Origin of the sequence: Micromonospora sp. WMMC415 (genome assembly GCF_009707425.1) — a bacterium.
Taxonomy (GTDB): Bacteria; Actinomycetota; Actinomycetes; order Mycobacteriales; family Micromonosporaceae; genus Micromonospora.
The window spans coordinates 917,518-941,377 of sequence record NZ_CP046104.1 but is presented as its reverse complement, the minus strand read 5'-3'; the positions used below and the strand labels follow the sequence as shown (position 1 = coordinate 941,377).

Sequence of the window (23,860 nt, the reverse complement as noted above, 5' to 3'; positions counted from 1 at the left end):
GTCAACTCATCGAAGGCATCGTGGCGCAGGGTGTGGACGATACGCCGAAGGGCGACACCCCGCCGGAGGACAAGTCCCCTCACAGAGGGCTCGCTGATGCCGTACGCCCGGGCAAGTTGACCCGGTGTCGCTCCCTCCTGGTAGCGCTGGACGACCTCAGCCCGCTCCGCCTCCGTGAGCTTCCCGGTGACGCGTGCCGGTATCCCACGACGTCGTAGCAGGCCCCGAACCGCTTGCCGGGAGATGCCATAGGACTGCGCAACGTTGGTGAGGCTTTCGCCAGCCAGCGCCCGATCGACGGCCGCAGTTCGCGCTGCCGCCGACAACCGCGCGCCGGTCTGCCTCATACGATCGCCATGTCGACGAAGCGCGACAGGTGGAGTTGCGCCGCGACCGTCACCGTGTCAGTCGGACCATTCCGATGCTTGGCGATTATGAAGTCCGCCTCCCCAGCTCGTGGCGACTCCTTGTCGTAGTAGTCGTCGCGGTGGAGAAGGATGACAACGTCTGCATCCTGCTCAATTGATCCCGATTCACGCAAATCGGACAATTGCGGGCGCTTGTCGGTGCGTTGCTCCGGGCCACGGTTCAGCTGGCTGACCGCGATGACCGGGCATTCGACCTCCTTGGCCAGCAGCTTGAGGCCACGCGACAGGTCGGCCACCTCCTGCTGCCGGCTCTCGGTGCGCTTCGGCGACGTCATCAGCTGGAGATAGTCGACGACGATGAGCTTCAGGTCGTGCTTCTGCTTGAGCCGGCGCGCCTTGGCCCGGATCTCCATCAGGTTCATGCTCGGCGTGTCGTCGACGAAGAGCGGCGCCTCGCTGATCTCGCCCATGCACCGGGCGAGCTTCGTCCAGTCGTCGTCGGAGAGCTGGCCGCTGCGCAGCACGTGCAGCGGCACCCGGGCCTCGGCCGAGAGCAGCCGCATGACGATCTCGACCTTGCTCATTTCCAGCGAGAAGATCGCCGACGCCTGGTTGGCGCGGATCGCCGCGTTGCGGGCGAAGTCCATGCTCGCAGTGCTGTTGTGCGTGGGGATCATGGCACGGCCAGCCAGGTACAGGTGGTCCGGGTTGTCGACCGTCACGCAGCGAACCGGCACGCTGGGCACTGGCCGAACATCGACGATGAACCGGCTGTCGGTGCGCGCCGTACTGCTGGCGCGGCGGCGGCTCGTGTGCAGGTCGCGCTTCCGGGTGAGCCGGAAGACCTCCTCGTGCGGGGTGAAGTTCAGGTGGTAGGCCGTCGACGTCTCGGCAGTACGCCCACGCACGGGCTTTCGCGAGATCGAACACCGGTACCCGAGGCTGACCACCAGCTCATGGACGTCCTCGGCCAACACCTGAGACGTCGTCGTGTACTGGACGTCGCCCGTCGGGGTGACCGTGCCGTGGGTGTCGAGCAGCCCTGCGAGCAGCGCGCGGCGCTGCTGCTCGCTGGCGCGCAGGTACTCCTGCGGGATGTGCCTGTTGTTCAATGCCCCCAACGCGCGGCTTCCGGCGCGGTGGCCGTCGCCGAGCCAGGCGCCGAGGGTGTACGGCGGGACGGGCAGGTCGCGGGCGGGAAGCTGGAGGGGCTTGGCATTCTTCACGGCGTGGTTCAGCCGCCGGTCGGCGGTCGGGGTGCGCAAGGTGTCGCGGATCTGCGCGGTGGTCACCACGTCGGTCCGCTCGACGGCGGTCATCGCCTCCCGCCAACGACCGACGCGATGGAGCAGCGCGCCGTACAGCTCCCGGGCTGGGTAGGCGCGAGCGGACCGCGCTCGCCCGGCACCACCTCCGCCGCGCCGCGTGCTGTGCCGAAGGTTCCTCGCCACGCGCCGTGCGGTGTGCACGAACTCCGCACCGACCGGGTCGACGAGCTCGGCGACGGTGCGAGTCTGGCCATCGGTGGAGGCGTGATGCGCCTCGCGCAGGCCGTCGATGGCGGGTGCCGACCAGTGGGGCTGGCGGGGAGCGGTGGCAGAGCGTCGACCGTCCCGGGTGGTCGTCTTCCAGAGGTGCTCGGCGTCGGCGACGATGACGCTGCCGTCGGAGAACTCCACCTCGTAGCACAGGCGGTCATGCCGAACCTCGAACGCGGCCGTCACCCTCGTCGGTCGCCCCTCGGCGTCCAGCAGGTGGTCGCCGACCTTGACCTCGCCCATGGTGGTCCAGCCGTCCGGAGTCGGCAGGGGGGTGTCGAGGGCGAGCGCCTTTCCGAGACCCGGCCGGCCGGCCACGATGATCAACTGCCCGGCGTGCAGGCCGTTGAGCAGGCGGTCCAGGTCGGTGAAGCCGGTGGGCACGCCGGTCATGACGCCGCCCTGGGCGCCGACCGCCTCGATCTCGTCGAGGGTGGGCTGGAGCATGTCGGCGAGGACGGCGAAGTCCTCGCTGACCCGTCGCTCGGTGACGTCGTACACGGCCTGCTGGGCGAGGTCGACGATGTCGTCGACGTCGCGGCTGCCACCGGCGGCGGTGCCGTAACCGAGCTGGACGATGCGGGTGCCGGCCTCGACGAGCCGGCGGAGGACGGCGCGCTCGCTGACGATGCGCGCGTAGTACGCGGCGTTGGCCGCGGTGGGCACGCTGGCGATCAGGGTGTGCAGGTACGGCGCGCCGCCGATCCGGACCAGGTCGCCGGAGTCGGCGAGTGCCGCCGCCACGGTGATCGAGTCGGCGGGCTCGCCCCGGCCGTAGATCTCCAGGATGGTGTCGAAGATGGTGGCGTGGATCGGCCGGTAGAAGTCGTTGCTCTTGAGGATCTCGACGACGTCGGCGATGGCGTCCTTGGAGAGCAGCATGCCGCCCAGCACGCACTGCTCCGCGGCGATGTCCTGCGGTGGTGTCTTCTCGAACTGGCCGTCGCGCTGCGCCGGCGCGGGCGGCTGCCCTCCGGAGCGCGGGTCCGCCCGCATGTCGTCGGTGACCGACACGGTCCCCCCTCACGCCGTCGGATCCTCGTCCCAGCTCTACCGCCGGGGTATGACAACAACTCCGACCTGCCGTGCCGATCGGGGGGTCATCGTGCGGTGGGCCGGGTGGTCACCATACGGAACCCGAGGTGAGCCGCTCAACAGCACCGGTGGACGAGTCTCGGGACAACCTGTGGACGCCGGTGGACGAGCATGTGCGCAGCGTGTGCACAGGCTGTGGACAACTGTTGGGGAATTCGGCCCCGATACGGCCGTGAGCTGCGGCGACGTCGTCCCCACCCTGTGGACGACAAAATCTCGGCCAGACTCCGGCCTCATTTGTCCCGTACTATCTCCACCATCGGCTACACCTGGACAGCGGATATTGCGCTTTCGGTTGAGAAGGGTCACGCTCCGGCCGTGAGTTACCGGGACTGGGGACGCGGAGAGGACGGTCCGCGCGGGCGACGCTCCATCGCTCGGTGGGACGATCCCGCCGACCCGCCGGTCGCCCCCTACGCCTCCGGCTCCGGCGACTACCGCACCCCGAGCCGTCGCCGTGCGATCGAGCGTGGCCAGCAGGAGCCGGTCGACACGTACCTGCCGCGCTGGGCCCTGGAATCCGGCGTCCGGCGGGCCGACGGTGGCGGGCGGCACGCGGCCCCGGACGACGACGATGACGGGTACGAGGAGGACCCTCCCCGGCCGTCGGGGGGTTGGCGGGACACCGAGCCGACGAGCGGTTGGCGCCGCGTCGCCGAGACGAGCTGGCGGGAGACGCCCGCGATCGGCGCCGGGCCGGACTCCGACCACACCCGGGAGTGGACCTTCGACCGTCCACAGGATCAGGGGTACGTGGGGAGCCGGCGGGCGGACGACGAGCCGGTGTCCGACGTGGGCCCGCAGGCGCGGCCGAGGCGCGCCACATCCCGCCGACCCCAGGTGGTGTGGTCCGGGATCGACGAGGCGGAGGAGCCGGCTGAGCCGGGGCCGACCTGGTCGACGGAGCGACCCGGCGGGCGGAGCCGCCGGTCGGCCACCACGCCGCCGGTGGATCCCTGGGATCGGGAGGCGCGGCGCGCGGCGGAGCCGGAGTCGTCGTACCGGCCCGCCGTCGACCCGTGGGACGCGTCCGGCGTGCACGCATGGCAGCCGGCTGACGAGGTCGACCGCTGGGGCCGCGCCGACACCCCGGGCCGGTGGCAGCAGCCGGACGACACGGCCCAGTGGCAGCAGCCGGACAGCACGGGCCAGTGGGACCGGTACGCCGAGCCGCGCTGGGACCGGACGGAGGTGCCCCGCTCGGACGGCGGCACCGGTGGTTGGTCGTGGGCGAGGGACGACCGGGAGGAGGGTTTCTGGTCGGGCACCCGGTTGGCCGGGGACGACCCCCGGTGGATGGACGCCCCGCCGTCGGCTCCGCGCTCGCCGGTCGTGGCGTACACGGCTCCCCGGCCGCGTACCGCACCCCGGCGGCGGGTCGATCCGCCGCCCGGTTCCGCGTCCGCGATGGCGGCGGTACGGCGCCGGATCGAGACGGCGGGTACGGGTCCGTGGGCGCGCCGTCTCGAGGACGACCTGCTCGATCCGGATCCGGGTGGGCCACTTCGGCCGCTGCTCTACACGGCGGCGTGCTATCTCCTGCCGGCCATGGTGATCTTCGTGTGGCTGCTGACGCTGGACGGCTCGGCCCCGCCGGGGTGTGTGACGGACATCAGCGGCGGGGGGTGCGACTCGCCGCGGTCGCGGGCGCTCGGTTCGCTCGTGGAGGGCCTGCCGCGGTTCGGGTTGGCGTTGGCCAGCAGTCTCGTCGTGGCGGTGCTGCTGCGTCGGGTCGGGACGACCTGGCGTGCGGCCACCGTGGCGTTGGCGGCCGCGGTCGTCGGCGGGGGTCTGTCGACGGTGATGATCAGCGCGGTCACCGGCCAGCCGATCGGCTGACGGACGCCGTCCGGCGCACGCCGTGCCGGACCCGCTTCCCTGTTCCGTCGCCCGCTGGTGCCCGGGACGGGACAGGGCCCGCGCCGGTCGGCGCGGGCCCTGTCGTGGTGCTGGTGAGGCGTCAGCCCTGGGCAACCGTGAGGTTGAACGTGGCGGTCACCTCGGGGTGCAGCTTGATCTTCACCGGGTAGGAGCCGGTCGACTTGATGTGACCGGGCAGCTCCAGCCGGCGGCGGTCGAGCGTCGGGCCACCGGCGGCCTTGACGGCGTCGACGACCTCGGTCGGGGTGACCGAGCCGAAGAGCCGGCCGCCGTCGCCGGCGCGGGCCTTCAGGGTGACCTTCAGGCCCTCCAGCTGGCCCTTGACCTCGTTGGCGTGGCCGAGGTCGCGGATCTCACGGGCCGACCGGGCCCGCTTGATGAGCGTGACCTGCTTCTCCGCGCCCTTGGTCCAGGCGATCGCGAAGCCCTGCGGCAGCAGGTAGTTGCGGCCGTAGCCGTCCTTGACCTCCACGATGTCGCCCGGGGTGCCGAGGCCGGACACTTCCTGAGTGAGGATGATCTTCATGTCCGTGCCTCCTCTCAGCGGGCCGTCGCCGTGTACGGCAGGAGCGCCATCTCACGGGCGTTCTTGACCGCACGAGCGATCTGCCGCTGCTGCTGCGAGGTCACGCCGGTCACCCGCCGAGCGCGGATCTTGCCGCGGTCGGAGATGAACTTGCGCAGCAGCGCGGTGTCCTTGTAGTCGATGTACGTGATCCCGTCCTTGTCGAGCGGGTTCACCTTCTTCTTCGGCTTGCGAAGTGCCGCAGCCTTGGCCATTGCTCTTGCTCCTGGTTTGCGATCGCGGGCGCTCGGCGCCATCAGAACGGGGGCTCCTCGTCGAAGTTGCCGCCACCCGAACCACCGCGCGAGGGGGCCGGAGCCGCGGAGGCCCAGGGGTCGTCGAAGTTGCCTCCGCCGCCCTGGCCGCCACCGCCACCGAAGCCGCCGCCTCCGCCACCGGAGCGGGACATCTTCTGCACCTTCGCCGTGGCGTAGCGCAGCGACGGGCCGATCTCGTCGACCTCCAGCTCGATGACGGTGCGCTTCTCACCCTCGCGGGTCTCGTAGGACCGCTGACGCAGTCGGCCGGACACGATCACGCGGGTGCCGCGCTGCAGCGACTCCGCGACGTGCTCGGCGGCCTGCCGCCAGACGGTGCACGAGAGGAACAACGGCTCGCCGTCCTTCCACTCGCCGGACGCCTTGTCCATGAACCGGGGCGTCGAAGCGACCCGGAACTTGGCGACCGCCGCACCCGAGGGGGTGAATCGCAACTCGGGGTCATCGGTCAGGTTGCCGATGACCGTGATGGTGGTGTCTCCTGCCATGACCATCTCCTCGCGCACTCATCGTCTCGCCGTACAGGCTCTCAGAGCCGTCCGACAATGCCGACGAGGCTGATCCGGGGTGCCGGGGCGGGATGCGACTAGCGCATCTCCGGCCGGATGACCTTGGTGCGCAGCACCGACTCGTTGAGTCGCAGCTGACGATCCAGCTCGGCCACGGCCGCAGGCGTCGCCTGCAGGTCGATGACGGCGTAGATGCCCTCGGCCTTCTTGTTGATCTCGTACGCGAGGCGCCGGCGGCCCCACACGTCGGTCTTCTCCACCGAGCCACCCGCGGTCCGGATCACGTTCAGGTACGTGTCGAGCGACGGGGCGACCGTGCGCTCCTCGAGGCTGGGGTCGAGGATCACCATGATCTCGTAATGACGCAAGACGTGCTCACCTCCTGTGGGCTAAGCGGCCACGGTCCTTCCGTGGCAGGAGGTCGTGCGTCGTGGCCCGTGCCGGACCCGGGGGAACCCGGCCGGACGCGGACAACCGGACCAGGATACCCGGTCCGGACGATCATGCCCGGGGTGGTGGAACGGTACGCCGGACACACGCCGACGGGGGCCGACCCGGACGTCGATGTCGAGGTCGGCCCCCGTGACGGAGGCCGCGGGGCGTCCCGTCCGCATTCCTTGGGTGGGACCTGGGGAGGAACGACCACACCGATGAGGTTGGACCGGAGACGCCCCGCGGAGCTTCATCATGTTGTTACCCGACGTTATACCGAGTCGCGCGCCTTGTCGGAAAAATCGGCAAATCCCAGACAATTTTTCTTCTGTGGCGATTCGGGTTCCGGAGCTGTCCCCGCCACGCCGGGCCGCGCGGCGGGGAGCCCCTGCATCGAGGTGTCCGCACGGCCCGCACAGCTCGGCGCTTCGCCGGGCCCGCGACGGACCGTCCGTCCCACTCCCCTCAACGACGGCCCACCCCGTCCGGTGACGCCCGAGCCCGCCACCGCCGGCACACCAGGTGTCAGCGACTCGACGTAGGCTCCCCTGCATGCGTATCGGAGCCCACGTCGATTCGACCGATCCACTGGCGGAGGCGACCGCCAGAGGGGCCGAGGCCGTGCAGTTCTTCCTCGCCGACCCGCAGGGGTGGAAGGCGCCGAAACCCCGGGAGGACGCGGAACGGCTCCGGAGCGCCGACGTCGATCTCTACGTGCACGCGCCGTACGTCGTCAACGTCGCGACGCTGAACAACCGCATCCGCATCCCCAGCCGCAAGCTGCTGCTCGCGCACGCCCGGTCGGCGGCGGCCATCGGCGCGCGGGGGCTCATCGTGCACGGCGGCCACGTCAACGCGGGCGACGACATCACGGTCGGCTTCGACAACTGGCGCAAGACCTTCGCGTACGCGGCCGACTCGGGCGGCTTCGGTGTGCCGGTGCTGATCGAGAACACGGCCGGGGGCGAGAACGCCTGCGCCCGACGCCTCGACGCGCTCGCCCGGCTCTGGGACGCGATCGGTGACCACGAGGTGGGCTTCTGCCTGGACACCTGCCACGCCCACGCCGGCGGCGAGGAGCTGCTCGGCCTGGTCGACCGGGTCAAGGCCATCACCGGGCGGATCGACCTGGTGCACGCCAACAACTCCAAGGGCGCCTTCAACTCGGGTCAGGACCGGCACGACAACCTCGACGGCGGCACGATCGACCCGGAGCTGGTGGTGGCCGTGATCCGGGCGGCCGGCGCCCCGGTGGTCGTGGAGACGCCGGGCGGGGTCGACGGACAGGCCGCCGACATCGCGTTGCTGCGCGACCGGCTCGGCACGGGGGCTCCGGCCGCATGACCCCCGAGACGTCCGGCGGCTCGCGCCCGTCGCGCCCCGACGTGGCCACCGGAGCCCCCCGGTCGGGCAGCGACACCCGGATGCCCGCCGACGATCCGGCCGGCCCGACCACGTCGGCGAGCCGGGCCGCTGACGCGGACAGAACCACCGACAAGCCGGGAGCCGGCGCGGGCAAGGCGACGGACGATCCCGGAACCGGCACGGCCGGCGTGGCCCGGCCGGCGGACAAGCCAGGCGCCGGCGAGACCGGGACACCCGAGCCCACGGACAAGCCGGCAGCCGGCACAGCGAGTACGGACAGGCCGGCGGATGAGCCCACGGACAGACCGGCAGCCGGCACAGCGAGCACGGACAGGCCGGCGGACGAGCCTGCCGCGGGGACGGCCGGCAGCGACGGGCCGGCCAAGGGTGGCGCCGTGGCCGCCGCGGCCGGCAAGGACGCCGCGACCAGCACCGAGGAGCGCGACCCGTTCACCTCCTTCGCACCCGCGCCCGAGCCGGTGCCGACCCGCGCTCGCCGCGCGACCCGCACCGCCGGCCGGGTGCTCGTGCACGAGTGGACGCTCGCCGTCCTCGGCTCGCTCGTCCTGGCCGTGCTCATGACCTGGCCCACGCTGAGGTACCCGCGCTACACGCTGCCGCAGGACACCTGGGACCCGAGCCTCCAGTCCTGGCAGATGGCGTGGTCCGGCCACGCGCTGCTGACCGATCCGGGCCGGCTGTGGCACTCCAACGCGTTCTTCCCGGAGCGGTGGAGCTTCGCCTTCTCCGACACGCTGCTGGGATACGCGCCGGCCGGGATGATCGGCGTCGGCCCGGAGGCCGCGGTCCTCCGCTACAACCTCATGTTCGTGCTGGCGCACGCGCTCGCCACGTTCGGGGCGTACGCACTGGCGCGGCAGTTGGGGGCCGGTCGGATCGGTTCGGCGGTGGCCGGTGTGAGCTACGCGTACGCGCCGTGGCTGCTGGCCCAGGCCGGGCACCTGCACGTCATCTCCAACGGCGGGATCCCGCTGGCGCTGGCCATGCTGGCGCGGGGGCACGGGTGGTCCCTGCGCCACGGCTACCGCCCGGAGAAGCGCCGGGTGGGCTGGGTGTACGCGGGCTGGCTGGTCGCCGCGTGGCAGCTGAGCCTGGGCTTCGGCATCGGGTTGCCGTTCGCGTACGTGCTCGGCGGGATCGTCCTGGTCTCGGCCGTGACCTGGTTCCTGCGACGCTGGGTGGTCCGCCCGGTGAAACGCCCCTTCGGGCACCGGCTGCTCACCGCCGACGTGGTCGGCGGGCTGGTCTTCGCCGGTGTCGGCGTGCTGCTGGCCATCCCGTTCTTCCAGGTGGCCGACCTGCACCCGCAGGCGGAGCGGAGCATCGGCGACGTCGCCCTCTTCTCGCCGCCCGCCACCGGCTTCCTCACCGCGCCGGGCGAGTCCCGGATCTGGGGCGGCCTGCACGAGGGGGCACGGGCGACGCTGCCGTGGCACCCGGAGATGACGCTGCTGCCGGGCTACGTGCTCTACGCGCTGGCCCTGGGCGGTCTCTTCTTCTCGGTCTGGCGCGTCCGGCACCGGGTCCTGCTGTTCGCGGGTGTGCTGGTCAGCATGGTGCTCGCGATGGGCACGGAGTTCTTCGGCGGTCGGTTCACGTACGTGCCGCTCTTCGAGCATCTGCCCGGGTGGAACGGGCTGCGTACGCCCGGTCGGCTGATGCTCTGGGCGACGCTGCTGCTCGGCCTGCTCGCCGCTGGCGCGGTGAGCGCCTTCGCCGCCCGCGTCCGCGAGATCTCGGCCGAGCGGATCCCGTCCTGGCCGAGCCCGTGGCTGCGGATCGCCACGCTGCTCCCGCTGCTGCTGGTGACCGTCGAAGGGTTGAACCGCACCCCGCACCCGGTCGTGCCGGTGCAGCCGGTGGCGATGCGGGTGGTCGACGGCCCGCTACTGGTGCTGCCGAGCAGCCAGAACCACGACCAGCCGGTGATGCTCTGGTCCACCACCCACTTCCAGGACATCGTCAACGGGGGGAGCGGGTTCACCCCGGCCCTCCTCGACGACGTCCGCCGACTGACGATCTCGTTCCCCGACCAGACCAGCGTCGACTACCTGCGCACGCTCGGCGTCCGCAACGTGCTGATCGTCCGCGACCAGGTCGCCGGCACGCCGTGGGAGGTCAGCATCGACGCCCCCGTCGACGGCCTCGGTATCACCCGTGACGAGATCGGGGACGTGGTCGTGTACCGGCTGTGAGCCGGTCCGGCCGCCCGGGTCAGGTCGCGGCCGGCTCGGGGGCCGGGTCGAGCGTCTTCCGCGAGGGTCGTCTTCGTAGCCAGGGCGCGTCGGGTGCGCCGGCGACGACGCCGCCGTCCGGGTCGTCGGCGTACGTGCCGCGCACCGCGTCCAGCTCGGGCCGGAGGATCTCCCGAACGATCAGCGCGCACAGGATCACCACGGTCGTCAGGCGCAGCGTCGCGGCCAGCACGAAAACACCCTCGGGGAAGACCGGCCGCCCGGTCGACGTGCCGAGCAGTTCCCCGTAGAAGGCCGCGAAGTAGGCGACCTCGGCGAGCTGCCAGGCGAGGAACGCGCCCCACTTCGGCCGGGCGAGCACCGCGAGCGGCAGCAGCCAGAGCACGAACTGCTGCGACCACACCTTGCTGAAGATGAGGAACGCGGCGACCACCAGGAAGGCGAGCTGGGCGAGGCGCGGCCGGCGTGGCGCCACCAGCACCAGGACGGCCACCCCGACGCAGGCCAGGAGGAACAGCGCGTACGACAGGTTGTTGAGCACGGGGACGTTGGCGTTCAGCCACTCGAACGGCCCGAGCCCGCCGCCCCCGCCGACCTTCCCGTCGAGGTAGCGGCCGATGTACCAGAGGGTGCCCCAGTCGATCGGCCGTTCGGTGTTGAGTTCGAGGAACCGCGCCCAGTTGGTCGGGTAGAGCAGGGCGGTGGGCAGGTTCACCACGAGCAGCGCGGCGGCGCCCGCCCCGATCGCGGCCAGGGCGGCCCGGAGCCGGCTGGCCCGGATCGCCAGCAACAGGATGGGCCAGAACAGGAACAGTGGCCAGAGTTTCGCCGCGCCCCCCAGCCCGAGCAGCAGACCCGCCAGGACCGGCCGGCGGCGGGCCCAGGCGAGCAGGCCGAAGGCGGCGAGACCGATGGCGAGGAAGTCCCAGTTGACGGTGGCGGTGAGCAGCAGCGCGGGCGCGAGCGCGAAGAGCGCCACGTCCCAGGGACGGCGGCGGCGCAACGCGAGGAGTGCGGCGGCCGTGGCCACCGCCAGGGCGCCCAGCACCAGGACGTTCGCGTTGTAGAACCACATGCCCTGGTTGAGGCCGGGGTCGTCGACGCCGAGGGCGTGCACCGGCAGGCCGAGCGCGCCCATGAAGTAGCCGGTCAGGACCGGGTACTCGACCGGGTGGTCGCGGTAGGGCACCTTGCCCTCGTTGAGCCCCTCCGCGTAGTAGAGCGCCAGCACGTCGGTGTAGCAGAAGCGGGTGTACTGGACGTTGTTCGTCCAGGCGCCGTCCTGGCAGGGCGACTTCTGCACCCAGTGCAGGGCGAGCGTGAGGCACACCAGGGCCAGGACGATCCGCGCGGCCGTCCAGAAGTGACGCTCGCGGCCGACCGGGCGGTCCAGCGCGGCGGCGTGGTCGCCGAGGGGGCCGCCGATCAGGCCGGAGACACCGCGGACGAACCCGTCGGAGCGGGACGGGTGGTCCGGGGCACCGGCGTCGTCGATTCCGCGCGTCGACTGCTTGCTCATGACCGTGCATCCTGCCGTACGCCGGGGGTCCGCGTCCCGCCCGGCGACGACATGTCGTGCCCCCCGGACGACGAAGCCGCCGGTGAGCGGAGCGTCGCTCCGGTCACCGGCGGCGTTGCGTCGGTCAGTCCCGCCGTGGGGTCAGGGTCGGCAGGACGCCGTCCCGGTCACCGTCCGGTGGCGGCGGCTCGTTCGGGTTCTGCCCGCCGTTGTTGCCGCCACCGTTGTTTCCGCCGTTGTTGTCGCCACCCGGCGGGCAGAACAGTTCGAACGGCCCGCAATTCGGCTGCTGCGTCGGGGGCGGCGGAGGCGGCGCCTCGCCGTTGCCGGAGTCCGGGTCACCGACCTTGGCCGCCGGCGGGAACTCCAGCTTCTCCTTGCCCTCGAGCGCCCGCTCCATGAACTTCTCCCAGATCTCACCGGGGAGATTGGCACCCGACACATTGCCGCCACCCCGCAACTTGAGGGCCTTGCGGTTGCCGACGTTGCCGACCCAGACGGCGGTGGCGAGTTGCGGGGTGTAGCCGATCGTCCACGCGTCGCCGTTCGCCGTGGTGCCGGGCTTGAGCTCCCAGGTGCCGGTCTTGGCGGCCGCCTGCCGGCCGCCCTCCAGCCGGTGGTTGATCCGGCCCGGGTATTCCTTCAGCACGTCGGTGACGTCGGCCACGACGTCCTTCGAAATGACCTGCTTGCCCTTGACGCTGCCCTCGTCGGCGATCTTCTCCATCTTGCCGGTCTGCTGGTTCCGCTTGAACACGGAGTGGAGGAAGTGCGCCTTGACGTACTGGCCACCGTTGGCGAAGGTCGCCACGCCGTTGGCGTGGTCCAGCACGGTGACCGGGTACTGGCCGTAGGCGACCACGTGGAAGAACGGCGCCGGGGCGACGTCCTCCGCCTTCTTCTTGGTCAGGTCGATGGGCTCGGCCGGGTTGGTGTTCCACATGGTGGTGATGCCGGCCCGCTTGGCCACGTCGACGATCTTGTCCGGACCGATGTCCGTGCTGACGTGGTAGAACGGCACGTTCAGCGACTTCAGGGTCGACTCGCGCAGCGTGCAGGAGTCGCCGCAGGTCGGGTTGTCGGTGCCCGCGTTGCTGACCTTGAACTTGGTGCCCTCCGGGGTGAACGCCCGGCCCTTCCAGCGCGACTCCAGGGACTTCTGGTTCTCCAGCGCCGCCGCCAGAGTGTAGATCTTGAAGCTGGAACCCGGCGGGTGACCGCCGATGAGGTTCCCCTTGCTGTCGACGTTCTTGCCGGCGTAGTCGGTGCCCGTGCCGTTGTCGCCGCCGTAGTACGCGCGGACCCGGCCGGTGCTCGGCTCGATGGAGACCACCGCCGCCATCAGGTTGTCCGGTTGGTCGGCGAGCTCCGAGCCCTTGCTCTTGCGCTGCGCCGTCTCCACCGCCGCGGTCTGGATCTTGGTGTCGATGGTCGTCCGGATCCGGTAGCCGCCGGACATCAGGGCGTCGGAGCAGGTCGGCTTGCTGGCGGTGACGTCCTCCTCGCGGTCGACGCAGACACCCTTGTCGCGCATCTCGGTCTTGACGTAGTTGATCACGTTGCCGTACGGCGTGTTGATGCCGTAATCCAGCCCGGCGCCGACCTTCTTCGGGTCCCTGATGCATCCGGCTGGGGCGGTTCCCTTCGCCGGGCAATTCTTGGGGTACTCCGCCTCGGTGGGTGCCGGCTGCCGTCCGGCAGCATTCAGCCAGCCCTCCGCGACCATGCCCTGAATGACGTAGTTCCAGCGCTGCTTGGCCTCTACCGGGTTGACCGCCGGGTCGTACCCCTTGTGCGTCTCGCTGGCCACCGGCTGCTTGATGAGGGCCGCGAGCACCGCGCCCTCCGCCACCGTGAGTTTGTTGGCCGACTTGCCGAAGTACGTCTTCGCCGCGGCCTCGATGCCGTACGCGCCCCGGCCGAAGTAGATCACGTTTAGGTAGTGCTGCATGATCGTCGGCTTGTCGTAGCGCTCGGTCAGCTTCGAGGCGAGGATCGCCTCCTTCACCTTACGGGCGTACGTGTCGTCCTTGAGGTGGTCGTAGGCGTTGCGGGCGTACTGCTGGGTGATCGTCGAGGCGCCCTGCTTGTCACCGCCGGTGAAGTTGTTCCACGCGGCGCGGGCGATGCCCTTGTAGTCGACACCCGAGTGCTTGTAGAAGTTGCGGTCCTCGGCGGCGGCGACGGCATCCTGCACGTGCGGCGGGATGTCCTTGATGGTGACCAGCGTGCGGTTCTCGGTGCCGAGCTTCGCGATCATTGTCTTGTTGTCGAACGCGTACAGCTCGGTCGCCTGCGGCGGCGTGGTGTCCTGGGGGAGCACCACGTTGGTGGAGTAGTAGGTGAAGCCGACCACGCCCAGCCCGGCCAGCATGATGAACACCGCGAACGCGGCGATCAGCAGGTTCGCCCGTTTCCGCTTCTTCGCCCGGGCGATGGCGTCCGGATCGCGACCGCCGCGCCCGAACCCGCCCGGCCCACCGGGGCCACCCGGACCGCCGGGACCGCCCGGCCCACCGGGCCCGCCGGAGACCGGCGAGACGCTGGCCCGCGCCACCGAGGCGCGACCACCGACCGCCGCCGACCCGACCCGGGCCCGCCCCGCGGACCCGGCACCGACGGACGCGGCACCCACCGCGGCGGCACCGACGGTTGCCCGCCCGGCCGACCCGCCCGGCGCCGGGGAGACCGGCACCGACGCGCGACCGGGAGCCGGCGACACCGGCACGCGACCGGGTGCCGGCGACACGGGAACCGAGGCGCGACCGCCCCGGCCGACCGAGGCCGAACCGGAGGCACCGCGCGGGGGCACGGACGCCGATCCGCCGACGGAGGCCCGGCCGCCGGAGGCGGCGCCGCGGGGGGACACCGAGGCGCGGCCCGCGGATGCCGTACCGTCCGGTGCGGCCGACCGGCCGCGCGCCTCCCCGCCCGAGAGGCGGTACGCGTCGTCGGCCTGCCCGTGGTCGCCGTGCTGGCCCGGAATCCGGGCCCGCCCGTGCGGAGAACTGGGATCGCCGTACGAGTTCATTCCTCACACCCTGCCGGTCGCGGTGGAGCGCGGCTGCGCCACCACCGGTTTGCCGTGAGATGGGACACCCGCCACCCGGGCGGTCTCGCGCCCGATGGCCGGTGTCACTTGTGAATCAATCGGGCCAATCAGACCAACGAGCCGTCGGTCGTCCCGGGCGTGCACGCGCTGGCCCGAGTCAGCCGATCGAGCTGGTATCACTGTTGCGCCTCTCGCCTCCGTCGCCCGGTCGGGGCGGCCGCGCCACCCACCGTGCCCTGCTCCGGCCCGCCCTCGGCCAACCCGTCCCGGCCGAGCAGGTACTGCTCGACGAGATGGTTCCAGTCACAGCCGAGGCACACCTCCACCACGAAGACCTGGAACTCACGCAGCGTCATCGCCAGCACGGGCAACTCCGCCAGTGTGCGGGCCTGTCCGGCGGACTGCTTGAGTTCGTCCCCGTAAATGTAGTGGACGTGGGTCAGGTTCTCGCTCCGGCAGATCGGGCACCGTTCGTCGGTCGGTTCACCGTGGAACCGGGCCGCGTTCTTCAGGTACGGCGAGGCGTCGCAGACGTCGTACGTGCCGACCCGCCCGGCCAGGAGCTCACGCAGCACCGCCCGCTTCTGGAGCGAGTAGTCGACGACCTGGCGCTGCGAACGCATGCGGAGAAGGGTACGCGGTCCGGCGCGGCGGGGCGACCGCCGTGACGATGCGTGACCACAGCATGCCGGAATGGGGGTTTGCCCTGGCCATGGTGATCCGCTAGCGTGCGATGTATCGGTCCGATACATCGCCGCGGTTAGCACTTCGTGCACAGGGTAAAGGGAGGGTGGCCGATGCTCGAATTCGCCATCCTCGGCCTGCTGCAGGAAGCTCCGATGCACGGCTACGAGTTGCGCAAGGAGCTGACCGCGAAACTCGGTGCCATCCGGGCGGCGATCAGCTACGGCTCGCTCTACCCGACCCTGCGCCGGTTGCAGGCGGCGGGCTGGATCACCGAAGCCGCCGAGACACCCGCGACTGCCGAGGAGGTTCCCGCGCTGACCAGCCGACGAGGTCGGGTGGTCTACAAAATCACCGCGGAGGGCAAGGAACGCTTCGCCCAACTCATCGCACAGGCCGGGCCCGAGACGTACGACGACACGGGCTTCGGCGTGCACTTCGCGTTCTTCGCCCGGACCGATCAGGCGACCCGACTGCGCATCCTGGAGGGTCGCCGACGCAAGATCGAGGAGCGTCGCGAAGGGCTCCGCGACGTGCTCGGCCGTGCCGCCGAGCGCCTCGACGCGTACACCCTGGAGCTGCAACGCCACGGCCTGGAGGCCTGTGAGCGTGAGGTCCGCTGGCTGGAGGAGCTCATCGCCAACGAGCGCTCCGGCCGTGCCCCGACGGTCCCGGGCACCGGGACGGCCGGCGGCCGACGAGAAGACAACAGCCCGCCTCCGCCTGGAGAGTCCAGGAAAGAGCGGCCGTGATGAAGAAGAAGGAGGCAGACGCTATGGGCTCCGTCCGCGTCGCCATCGTCGGTGTGGGGAACTGCGCCTCGTCCCTCGTACAGGGCGTGGAGTACTACCGGAACGCCGACCCGAACGACCGCGTCCCGGGTCTCATGCACGTCACCTTCGGCGACTACCACGTCTCCGACGTGAAGTTCGTCGCGGCGTTCGACGTGGACGCCAAGAAGGTGGGCATGGACCTCGCCGAGGCGATCGTCGCCAGCGAGAACAACACCATCAAGCTGTGTGACGTGCCGCCGACCGGTGTGACCGTGCAGCGCGGCCCGACCTTCGACGGTCTCGGCCAGTACTACCGCGAGATCATCGAGGAGTCGGACGTCGAGCCGGTCGACGTGGCCCAGGCGCTGCGCGACGCCCAGGTCGACGTGGTCGTCTCCTACCTGCCGGTGGGCTCCGAGCAGGCCGACAAGTTCTACGCCCAGGCCGCGATCGACGCCGGTTGCGCGTTCGTCAACGCCCTGCCGGTCTTCATCGCCTCCGACCCGGAGTGGGCGAAGAAGTTCGAGGACGCGGGCCTGCCCATCGTCGGCGACGACATCAAGAGCCAGGTCGGCGCCACGATCGTGCACCGCGCCCTGGCGAAGCTCTTCGAGGACCGTGGTGTCGAGCTGCTGCGCACGTACCAGCTCAACTTCGGCGGCAACATGGACTTCATGAACATGCTGGAGCGCAACCGCCTGGTCTCGAAGAAGATCTCGAAGACCCAGTCGGTGACGTCCCAGATCCCGCACGAGATGAGCAAGAGCGACGTGCACATCGGCCCGTCGGACCACGTGCCGTGGCTGGACGACCGCAAGTGGGCGTACATCCGCCTGGAGGGCCGCTCCTTCGGCGACACCCCGCTGAACGCCGAGCTGAAGCTCGAGGTGTGGGACTCGCCGAACTCGGCCGGCGTCATCATCGACGCGGTCCGCGCCGCGAAGATCGCGCTGGACCGGAAGGTCGGCGGCCCGATCCTGTCGGCGTCCTCCTACTTCATGAAGTCCCCGCCGGTGCAGTACGCCGACCACGACGCGCACGCCGCCGTCGAGGCGTTCATCGCCGGCGAGGTCGAGCGCTGACGCGCTGAGACACGCGACAGACGGCGAGGGCCGGGTCCGCGCGGACCCGGCCCTCGCCGTCTTCGCCCAGCTCGGGTGACCGGAGGTACGGCGAGAGTGCGGGCGCCGGCTCACCCCGACCAGGCGTGGCGCAGGGCGACGCCCGCCTCCAGTTCGAGGAGCTTGACCTTGCGGTCGAGCCCACCGCCGAAGCCGACCAGCTTTCCGCCGGCCCCCACGATCCGGTGGCAGGGAACGATGACCGGGATCGGGTTGCGGTTGCACGCCACCCCGACCGCCCGTGCCGCGGACGGGTCGCCGAGCCGCCGGGCCACCTCGCCGTAGGTGAGCGTCCCCCCGTACGGAATTCCGGTCATCTCCCGCCACACCGCCCGCTCGAACTCCGAGCCACGAGGGATCCGCACCGGCACCGTGAACGCCGTCAGCTCGCCGGCGAAGTAGGCCCGTAGCTCCGCGAGGGCCTGCCCGGCCGGCTCGTCGCCCGGGTCGGTGCCGGCTGCGGCCACCCGGCCGAAGTGCGTCCCGCACACGGCCGACCCGTCGGTGGCCACGGAGAACTCCCCGATCGGCGAGTCGAGCACGGTCCAGCGCATCCACCCATTGTCCCCGCCGGTACGACACCCGGCCTCAGAGGAGGTTCACGCCCAGCAGGAGGGTGCCCGCGACGAGGCTCGCCCCACCGGCGACGGTTAGCCAGATCAGCCTGTTGGGCCGCGTGTCGCCGGGCCGGACCACCGAGAGGAAGAAACCGAGCGGCATGAGGATCGGCGCGGCGACGAAGAGCGTACGGATCAGCGTGCGGGTGCCGTCCGAGGCGTCGGCCTGGTCGATGTACGGCAACGCGACGAGCGCGAAGAGGACCAGCACCCCGGCGTGCGCGTGCCCGGCGGTCCAGAGGCTCCGGCGCACCGGGTTGTCCAGGTAGCCGGCCTTGCGCCCGGCAAGATGCATGAGCAGGGTCAGGCCGCCGTACGCGATGGTCACGACGGTGAGCAGCAGGATGCCGGCGGTGGTCAGGGTCGCCGAGGACATGGCACACCTCCATCTAGTCACTGTAAAGATGAGGCTTCGACGGAATCTTGTCAACAGCTAGATTGCGGCGGCGGGCAAACTTCGGCCGGCCACCGGCGTCGGAGTATCTGGAGGTGGCGGGTGTCCGGAGGCATCGACAGGGAGTTCACCATGTTCGTGAACGAGCGTGGCGACGTACTGCTGCGGGTCGCGTACGCCCTCGCCGGGAACCAGCACGGCGCGGAGGACCTGCTGCAGAACGCCCTCGCGAAGGCGTACGCCCGCTGGCCCCGGATCCGGGGCGACGCCGAGCCGTACGTACGTCGGATCCTCTACCACGACCAGGTGTCCGGCTGGCGGCGCCGCTCCCGCCGCCCCGAGGTCCCGGTCGCCGTCCTGCCCGAGCGCGCCGGCGCCGGTGACCACGGGCACGACGTCGACCTGCGGCTGCTGCTGCGGAACGCGCTGCTGGCGCTGCCGCCCCGCCAGCGCGCGGTGCTGACACTGCGCTACCTGGAGGACCTGAGCGTCGAGCAGACGGCCGAGCTGCTCGGCTGCCGAATCGGCACGGTGGCCAGCCAGTCGTCGAAGGCGCTGGCCCGGCTGCGGCAACTCGTGCCCGCCCTCGACGGGCACCTCACCGAGGAGGTGCGATGAACGGATCGGCCGAGCAGGCGCTGCGTACCGCTGTCCGGGATCTCGCGGACGAGGCCCGTACGGTGCCCGACCTTGCCGGGCGGGCTCGGGCCCGGGGCCGGTGGCTGCGGCGCCGGCGGCAGGTGGCCGCGGCCGGCGGCGCGCTGGCGGCGCTGGTCGCCCTGGCCGCTCCCTTCGTGTGGCTTCGCCCGTCCACCCCCGCGCCCGGGCCGGCCGCCTGGGGACCACCGTCCGTCCCGGCGGAGTCCGCCGCCTCCGTCGTGCCGGCGCCCACCGGCGACTGGACGGGTAGTCCCGTCACGCTTCCCGGCGGCTGGCTGCTGGTCGGCGCAACCTCGACCGGTGAGTCGACCGGTGACCAGGGCGAACGAGGCTACGCCCTGGACCGCACCCGAGGCCGGTACGTCGGTTCGGAACGGTACGACGAGGTCTGGGCCGCGCCGCGCGGTGGCGTCGCCGCTGTGGTGGACCACGACCGGCGGGCCGAGCTCGGCTTGCTCGACCTGGCGAGCGGCGAGGTCCGCTGGGTGCGCACCGGCGGTCACATCAGGACGCCGCACTGGTCACCCGACGGGCGTCGGCTGGCCCTGACCGTCATGGACAAGGCCACCGGAGCCCTCTCCCTCGGCGTGCTCGGCTCCACCGGCACATGGCGGACCTTTCCGGTCGACGCCGACGAGTTCCTCTGCACCGACCAGTGCTTCTTCACCTGGACCCGGGACGGCCAAGAGGTCGCGCTCCAGCAGACCGATCCCACCGCACCCCGCTCCGAGTCGGAGCCGCACGCCCGCCGGGGCGTGCAGTTCTTCTCCCCCGACGACGGTCGGCCCACCCGGCTCGTGCCCGTCAAGGGTGACCCCGCCGGCCCCTGGTCGTGGTCGCCGGACGGACGGCAGGTCGTGGTGAAGGGCCGGCAGGGGCCGCAGATCGTCGAGGTGGCCACGGGACGGGTGATCGGAGCGGCGCCGGACGCGGACGCTGCCTGGGGCGCCGACGACCACCTGCTGTACCGGGACCGGCGGACAGAGGAGATGGTGCTGGCCGACCTGGACGGGCGGGAACTCGCCCGGCAGTCCCTGCCGGCGGCGATCGGACTGGGCATGGTCCTCGTGCTGGCGCCCCGCTGACCGGCGGTCGGCTCGGCATGGTCCTTCCGGTGGTGCCCGCCGGCCACCGGAAGGAGGTCGACGTTGCGGGGCGTCGATACCGTGCGGGACGTGGCCACGGGGACATTGATCTTCCTCATCGTCGGCGCCGTCGGCGTCGCGGTGCTGGCGCTCGCGCTGCTCGGCGGCGAGCTGCTCCACTTCGGTCAGCCGGACTTCGACGGGCCGGTGTCGACCGAGACGGTCGCCGGGTTCGCCGGCGCGTTCGGCTTCGGCGGCGCCATCGTCAACGAGCTGCTCGGCGCGCGTACCCCCGGCATGGTGGCGCTGGCGGTGGCCGGCGGCGTCCTCGCGGCCGTGCCCACCGCGTGGGTCGCGTCCCGCCTGGGGCGGGCGGCCCGCGACATGCCCACCGATCCCACGCCCACCCGCGCCCACCTGGTCGGCGCGCTCGGCCTGGTCGTCACGCCGGTACCCGCCGACGGGTACGGCGAGGTCCGCGTCCGCGTCGCCGGCACGCCGGTGAAGTTCAACGCCCGTGCCGATCGGCCGATCCCGGCGGGCGCCCAGATCTTCGTGGTCGAGGCACTCAGCGACACCAGCGTGCACGTCGAGACCTACTGACGCGTCGAAGCCCCACCGGCGCGTTCGAGCCCGATCGACGCGCCGCGATCCACCCACGCCAGAAAGGCCCACCCATGCCTCTCGTCATCGCCATAGCCGGCGCCGCGGTCCTCCTCCTCGTCCTCGTGCTCTTCGTGCTCTCCCGGATCAAGGTCGCCGGGCCCAACGAGGCCTTCATCGTCACCGGCCGCAAGGGCCGCACCACCCAGACCGCCGACGGCGGCCGGTCGACCGACATGTCCGGGCAGAAGGTGGTGCTCGGCGCCTCGGTCTTCGTCCTGCCGGTGGTGCAGAAGCTCCAGTCGCTCGACCTGTCCAGCCGCCGGATCGACGTCGGCATCCGGGGCGCGGTGAGCAAGCAGGGCATCCGCGCCGACCTGCACGGCGTGGCGATCGTCAAGGTCGGTGGCACCGAGGACTCGATCCGGGCCGCCGCCCAGCGCTTCCTGCACCAGCAGGACGAGATCGACAACTTCACCCGGGAGGTGCTGGCCGGCGCGCTGCGGTCGATCGTCGGCCGGCTCACCATCGAGGAGGTCATCCGGGACCGGGCGGCGTTCGCCAGCGCGGTGGCGGAGGAGGCCGAGCACTCGATGACCAACCAGGGTCTCGTGCTCGACACGTTCCAACTCCAGGACATCCTGGCCGAGGGGTCGTACCTGCAGGACCTGGGTCGGCCCGAGGCCGCCCGGGTGCTCAAGGACGCGGCGATCGCCGAGGCCCGGGCCCGGCAGCAGGCCGAGCAGGAGCGGCTGCTCGCCGAGGAGGCGATCGCCGAGGCCAACCGGAACCTGGCCCTCAAGCAGGCCGCCATCCAGGCCGAGATCGACGCCGCGAAGGCGAAGTCGGCGGCGGCCGGGCCGCTCGCGCAGGCCGAGCGGGACCAGGCGATCCTCTCCGAGCAGCAGAAGGTGGCCGAGCGCAACGCCGAGCTCAAGCAGCGCCAGCTCGACACCGAGGTGCGCAAGCCGGCCGACGCCGCCCGGTACAAGGTCGAGCAGGAGGCCGAGGCCGCCCGCAACGCCGCCGTGCTCCACGCCGACGCGCAGCGCCAGGCCGTCATCGCCGCCGCCCAGGCCGCCGCCGAGCAGGCGCGGCTCACCGGTGAGGGCGAGCGGGCCCGGCGGGCCGCGCTCGCCGAGGCGAACGCGATCGAGGGCGCCAAGGAAGGTGAGGCCGAGCAGCGCCGGCGCTCCGCGATCGCCGAGGCGGTCGAGCGGGAGGGGCAGGCCGAGGCCGCGGCCATCCTGGCCCGTGGGCAGGCCGACGCCGACGCGATGGCCCGCAAGGCGGAGGCGTTCGCCGCGTACGGGGAGGCGGCCGTCCTGGACCTGCTGGTCAAGGTGCTGCCGCAGGTCGTCGAGGCGGCCAGCGCGCCGATCGGCGCGATCGACAAGATAACCGTCATCTCGACCGACGGCGCGTCGTCGCTCACGAAGTCGGTCGCCGGGAACGTCGCGCAGGGCCTCCAGCTCGGCAGCGACCTCACCGGCATCGACCTGCCCGGTCTGCTGGCCCGGCTGGCCACGTCGACCCGCTCGGAGCCGAACGGCAAGCCGGCCGTCGAGAGCACCGAGACCCGCTGACCCCGGGAGCCGGGGTGCCGCCCTGCCGGTGGCGCCCCGGCCTACTCGACGACGCCCTGCTCGCGGGCCCAGCGCAACAGCTCGGCCTCGGCCTCGTCCCGCTCCAGCGGGCCGCGCTCCAGCCGCAGATCCTTGAGATGCTTCCAGGCCCGCCCGACGACCGGCCCGGGCGGCACGCCGAGCAGCTCCATGATCGCGTTCCCGTCCAGGTCCGGACGGACCCGGGCCAGGTCCTCCTCGGCCGCGATCCGGGCGATCCGCTCCTCCAGCGCGTCGTAGTCGGCGGCGAGCTGCGCGGCCTTACGCCGGTTACGCGTGGTGCAGTCGGAGCGGGTCAACTTGTGCAGCCGGGGCAGCAGGTCCCCGGCGTCGGCGACGTACCGGCGCACCGCCGAGTCGGTCCACTCGCCGCGCCCGTACCCGTAGAAGCGCAGGTGCAGCGCGACCAGCGCGGTGACCTTGGCGGTCACGTCCTTGGGGTAGCGCATGGCCTTCATCCGGGCCTTCGTCAGCCGGGCCCCCACGACCTCGTGGTGGTGGAAGCTGACCCGGCCGTCCGGGCCGACCGCCTTCGTGGCCGGCTTGCCGATGTCGTGCAGAAGCGCGGCCATCCGCAGGATGAAGTCGCAGCCGTCGTCCTCGTGCGAGACGGCGTTGCTCACCACGGTCAACGTGTGCTCGTAAACGTCCTTGTGCTGGGCGTGCTCGTCGATCTCCAGCTTCAACCCGGTCAGCTCGGGCAGGAAGCGCTCGGCCAGGCCGGTGTCCACCAGCAGCCGGAGGCCGGTGACCGGGTCGACGCCGCAGAGCAGCTTGGTGAACTCGTCCCGGATCCGCTCGGCGGTGATCCGGTCCAGGTCGGCGGCCATCCGGGTCATCGCCTCACGCACGTCTGGATGCACGGCGAACCGCAGCTGCGCGGCGAACCGGGCGGCCCGCAGCATCCGCAGCGGATCGTCGCGGAACGACTCCTCCGGCGACGCCGGCGTACGGATGATCTTCGCGGCGAGATCGTCCAACCCGCCGTACGGGTCGGTGAACCGGTGGTCGGGCAGGCTCACCGCCATCGCGTTGATGGTGAAGTCCCGGCGCTTCAGATCCTCGGTGAGGCTGGTGCCGTACTGCACCACCGGGTTCCGGCTGACCTGGTCGTACACCTCGGCGCGGTAGGTGGTGATCTCCAGCAGCAGGCCGTCGCGCTGCACGCCGATCGTGCCGAACTCCCGACCGGTCTCCCAGATGGACTCGGCCCAGCCCCGCACGATGCGCAGCGTCTCGTCCGGAAGCGCGTCGGTGCAGAAGTCGAGGTCGTTGCCGAGCCGGCCGAGGAGGGCGTCCCGGACCGAGCCGCCCACCAGGTGCAGCTCGCGACCGGCCTTCGCGAACCGGCGGCCCAGCTCGTCGGCGACCGGGGAGACCCGGAGAAGTTCGGCGACGGCGTTGCGCTGCGCGGCGGTGAGTTCGCGGCGGTCGGCGTACGGTGCGGAGGCGGCGTCGGACATGGGATGGCCAGCCTATC

20 protein-coding genes and 1 pseudogene are annotated in these 23,860 nt (G+C 71.6%); 9 read left to right on the top strand and 12 right to left on the bottom strand.

The window, feature by feature from the left end:
• Positions 1-83 precede the first annotated feature (83 nt).
• Positions 84-347 (bottom strand): annotated as a pseudogene (locus GKC29_RS30480) (hypothetical protein); the annotation flags it as partial.
• Positions 344-2,902, bottom strand: coding sequence for a replicative DNA helicase (gene dnaB, locus GKC29_RS04585; RefSeq protein ID WP_196255890.1), 2,559 nt, complete (start codon positions 2,900-2,902; stop codon positions 344-346). The pseudogene GKC29_RS30480 and the gene dnaB, both read right to left, overlap by 4 nt.
• A 417-nt stretch (positions 2,903-3,319) precedes the next feature.
• Here dnaB and GKC29_RS04580 point away from each other — a divergent pair, with 417 nt between their 5' ends.
• Positions 3,320-4,840, top strand: coding sequence for a hypothetical protein (locus GKC29_RS04580; RefSeq protein ID WP_155329634.1), 1,521 nt, complete (start codon positions 3,320-3,322; stop codon positions 4,838-4,840).
• Between the two features lie 121 nt (positions 4,841-4,961).
• On the opposite strand, the gene rplI is transcribed toward GKC29_RS04580, so the two are convergent.
• The 4 genes from rplI to rpsF all read right to left on the bottom strand — a co-directional run bounded on the left by rplI (position 4,962) and on the right by rpsF (position 6,602).
• Positions 4,962-5,408: a 50S ribosomal protein L9 gene (gene rplI, locus GKC29_RS04575; RefSeq protein WP_155329633.1), complete on the bottom strand. Its 447-nt coding sequence runs from the start codon at positions 5,406-5,408 to the stop codon at positions 4,962-4,964.
• 14 nt (positions 5,409-5,422) lie between these two features.
• The gene (gene rpsR / locus GKC29_RS04570; RefSeq protein WP_007073789.1) at positions 5,423-5,662 is read right to left on the bottom strand and encodes a 30S ribosomal protein S18; all 240 of its coding nucleotides are present in this window, start codon (positions 5,660-5,662) and stop codon (positions 5,423-5,425) included.
• Positions 5,663-5,703: 41 nt separating this feature from the next.
• Positions 5,704-6,231: a single-stranded DNA-binding protein gene (locus GKC29_RS04565; RefSeq protein ID WP_196255805.1), complete on the bottom strand. Its 528-nt coding sequence runs from the start codon at positions 6,229-6,231 to the stop codon at positions 5,704-5,706.
• An 80-nt stretch (positions 6,232-6,311) separates the two neighbouring features.
• Positions 6,312-6,602, bottom strand: a complete 291-nt coding sequence (gene rpsF / locus GKC29_RS04560; protein ID WP_076468436.1) for a 30S ribosomal protein S6 — start codon at positions 6,600-6,602, stop codon at positions 6,312-6,314.
• Positions 6,603-7,218: 616 nt separating this feature from the next.
• Here rpsF and GKC29_RS04555 point away from each other — a divergent pair.
• Positions 7,219-8,010 (top strand): deoxyribonuclease IV, encoded by a 792-nt coding sequence (locus GKC29_RS04555; protein ID WP_155329631.1) that lies wholly within the window; start codon positions 7,219-7,221, stop codon positions 8,008-8,010.
• The gene (locus GKC29_RS04550; protein ID WP_155329630.1) at positions 8,007-10,247 is read left to right on the top strand and encodes a hypothetical protein; all 2,241 of its coding nucleotides are present in this window, start codon (positions 8,007-8,009) and stop codon (positions 10,245-10,247) included. Before GKC29_RS04555 ends, GKC29_RS04550 begins: the two co-directional genes overlap by 4 nt.
• A 19-nt stretch (positions 10,248-10,266) precedes the next feature.
• Here the strand turns inward: GKC29_RS04550 and GKC29_RS04545 are convergent, their stop codons facing one another.
• The 3 genes from GKC29_RS04545 to GKC29_RS04535 form a co-directional block, all read right to left on the bottom strand.
• Positions 10,267-11,766, bottom strand: a complete 1,500-nt coding sequence (locus tag GKC29_RS04545) for a glycosyltransferase family 87 protein (RefSeq protein WP_155329629.1) — start codon at positions 11,764-11,766, stop codon at positions 10,267-10,269.
• A 124-nt stretch (positions 11,767-11,890) separates the two neighbouring features.
• Entirely contained in the window at positions 11,891-14,797 is a 2,907-nt protein-coding gene (locus tag GKC29_RS04540) for a transglycosylase domain-containing protein (protein ID WP_155329628.1), read from the bottom strand.
• A 197-nt stretch (positions 14,798-14,994) separates the two neighbouring features.
• Positions 14,995-15,441, bottom strand: a complete 447-nt coding sequence (locus GKC29_RS04535) for a DUF5318 domain-containing protein (protein WP_155329627.1) — start codon at positions 15,439-15,441, stop codon at positions 14,995-14,997.
• Positions 15,442-15,615: 174 nt separating this feature from the next.
• Here GKC29_RS04535 and GKC29_RS04530 point away from each other — a divergent pair, with 174 nt between their 5' ends.
• A complete protein-coding gene (locus GKC29_RS04530; RefSeq protein ID WP_155329626.1) occupies positions 15,616-16,254 on the top strand; it encodes a PadR family transcriptional regulator in 639 nt (212 codons plus the stop codon).
• Positions 16,255-16,277: 23 nt separating this feature from the next.
• Positions 16,278-17,357 carry an inositol-3-phosphate synthase gene (locus GKC29_RS04525; protein ID WP_155329625.1) on the top strand — a complete coding sequence of 360 codons (1,080 nt, stop codon included), beginning with the start codon at positions 16,278-16,280 and terminating at the stop codon, positions 17,355-17,357.
• A gap of 110 nt (positions 17,358-17,467) precedes the next feature.
• On the opposite strand, the gene GKC29_RS04520 is transcribed toward GKC29_RS04525, so the two are convergent.
• Both GKC29_RS04520 and GKC29_RS04515 read right to left on the bottom strand, forming a co-directional pair.
• Entirely contained in the window at positions 17,468-17,950 is a 483-nt protein-coding gene (locus GKC29_RS04520) for a methylated-DNA--[protein]-cysteine S-methyltransferase (protein WP_155329624.1), read from the bottom strand.
• A 34-nt stretch (positions 17,951-17,984) separates the two neighbouring features.
• Entirely contained in the window at positions 17,985-18,389 is a 405-nt protein-coding gene (locus tag GKC29_RS04515; RefSeq protein ID WP_155329623.1) for a hypothetical protein, read from the bottom strand.
• A gap of 120 nt (positions 18,390-18,509) precedes the next feature.
• Between GKC29_RS04515 and GKC29_RS04510 the strand changes: the two genes are divergently transcribed.
• The 4 genes from GKC29_RS04510 to GKC29_RS04495 all read left to right on the top strand — a co-directional run bounded on the left by GKC29_RS04510 (position 18,510) and on the right by GKC29_RS04495 (position 22,341).
• Positions 18,510-19,025, top strand: a complete 516-nt coding sequence (locus GKC29_RS04510; protein ID WP_155329622.1) for a SigE family RNA polymerase sigma factor — start codon at positions 18,510-18,512, stop codon at positions 19,023-19,025.
• Positions 19,022-20,152, top strand: a complete 1,131-nt coding sequence (locus tag GKC29_RS04505) for a hypothetical protein (RefSeq protein WP_155329621.1) — start codon at positions 19,022-19,024, stop codon at positions 20,150-20,152. Before GKC29_RS04510 ends, GKC29_RS04505 begins: the two co-directional genes overlap by 4 nt.
• A gap of 81 nt (positions 20,153-20,233) precedes the next feature.
• A complete protein-coding gene (locus GKC29_RS04500; protein ID WP_230689149.1) occupies positions 20,234-20,755 on the top strand; it encodes a hypothetical protein in 522 nt (173 codons plus the stop codon).
• Positions 20,756-20,829: 74 nt separating this feature from the next.
• Positions 20,830-22,341, top strand: coding sequence for a flotillin family protein (locus GKC29_RS04495; RefSeq protein WP_155329619.1), 1,512 nt, complete (start codon positions 20,830-20,832; stop codon positions 22,339-22,341).
• Between the two features lie 41 nt (positions 22,342-22,382).
• Here GKC29_RS04495 and GKC29_RS04490 read toward each other — a convergent pair whose 3' ends face one another.
• Positions 22,383-23,843: a CCA tRNA nucleotidyltransferase gene (locus GKC29_RS04490; protein WP_155329618.1), complete on the bottom strand. Its 1,461-nt coding sequence runs from the start codon at positions 23,841-23,843 to the stop codon at positions 22,383-22,385.
• Positions 23,844-23,860 lie beyond the last annotated feature (17 nt).

Bases quoted from the DNA above. Each gene is read 5' to 3' on its own strand.
- GKC29_RS04550 (WP_155329630.1), top strand. From the start codon at position 8,007: ATGACCCCCGAGACGTCCGGCGGCTCGCGCCCGTCGCGCCCCGACGTG.
- GKC29_RS04540 (WP_155329628.1), bottom strand. From the start codon at position 14,797: ATGAACTCGTACGGCGATCCCAGTTCTCCGCACGGGCGGGCCCGGATT.
- GKC29_RS04515 (WP_155329623.1), bottom strand. From the start codon at position 18,389: ATGTCCTCGGCGACCCTGACCACCGCCGGCATCCTGCTGCTCACCGTC.
- GKC29_RS04505 (WP_155329621.1), top strand. From the start codon at position 19,022: ATGAACGGATCGGCCGAGCAGGCGCTGCGTACCGCTGTCCGGGATCTC.
- GKC29_RS04530 (WP_155329626.1), top strand. From the start codon at position 15,616: ATGCTCGAATTCGCCATCCTCGGCCTGCTGCAGGAAGCTCCGATGCAC.
- dnaB (WP_196255890.1), bottom strand. From the start codon at position 2,902: ATGCGGGCGGACCCGCGCTCCGGAGGGCAGCCGCCCGCGCCGGCGCAG.
- rplI (WP_155329633.1), bottom strand. From the start codon at position 5,408: ATGAAGATCATCCTCACTCAGGAAGTGTCCGGCCTCGGCACCCCGGGC.
- GKC29_RS04555 (WP_155329631.1), top strand. From the start codon at position 7,219: ATGCGTATCGGAGCCCACGTCGATTCGACCGATCCACTGGCGGAGGCG.
- GKC29_RS04495 (WP_155329619.1), top strand. From the start codon at position 20,830: ATGCCTCTCGTCATCGCCATAGCCGGCGCCGCGGTCCTCCTCCTCGTC.
- rpsR (WP_007073789.1), bottom strand. From the start codon at position 5,662: ATGGCCAAGGCTGCGGCACTTCGCAAGCCGAAGAAGAAGGTGAACCCG.
- GKC29_RS04545 (WP_155329629.1), bottom strand. From the start codon at position 11,766: ATGAGCAAGCAGTCGACGCGCGGAATCGACGACGCCGGTGCCCCGGAC.
- GKC29_RS04490 (WP_155329618.1), bottom strand. From the start codon at position 23,843: ATGTCCGACGCCGCCTCCGCACCGTACGCCGACCGCCGCGAACTCACC.
- GKC29_RS04520 (WP_155329624.1), bottom strand. From the start codon at position 17,950: ATGCGCTGGACCGTGCTCGACTCGCCGATCGGGGAGTTCTCCGTGGCC.
- GKC29_RS04525 (WP_155329625.1), top strand. From the start codon at position 16,278: ATGGGCTCCGTCCGCGTCGCCATCGTCGGTGTGGGGAACTGCGCCTCG.
- GKC29_RS04535 (WP_155329627.1), bottom strand. From the start codon at position 15,441: ATGCGTTCGCAGCGCCAGGTCGTCGACTACTCGCTCCAGAAGCGGGCG.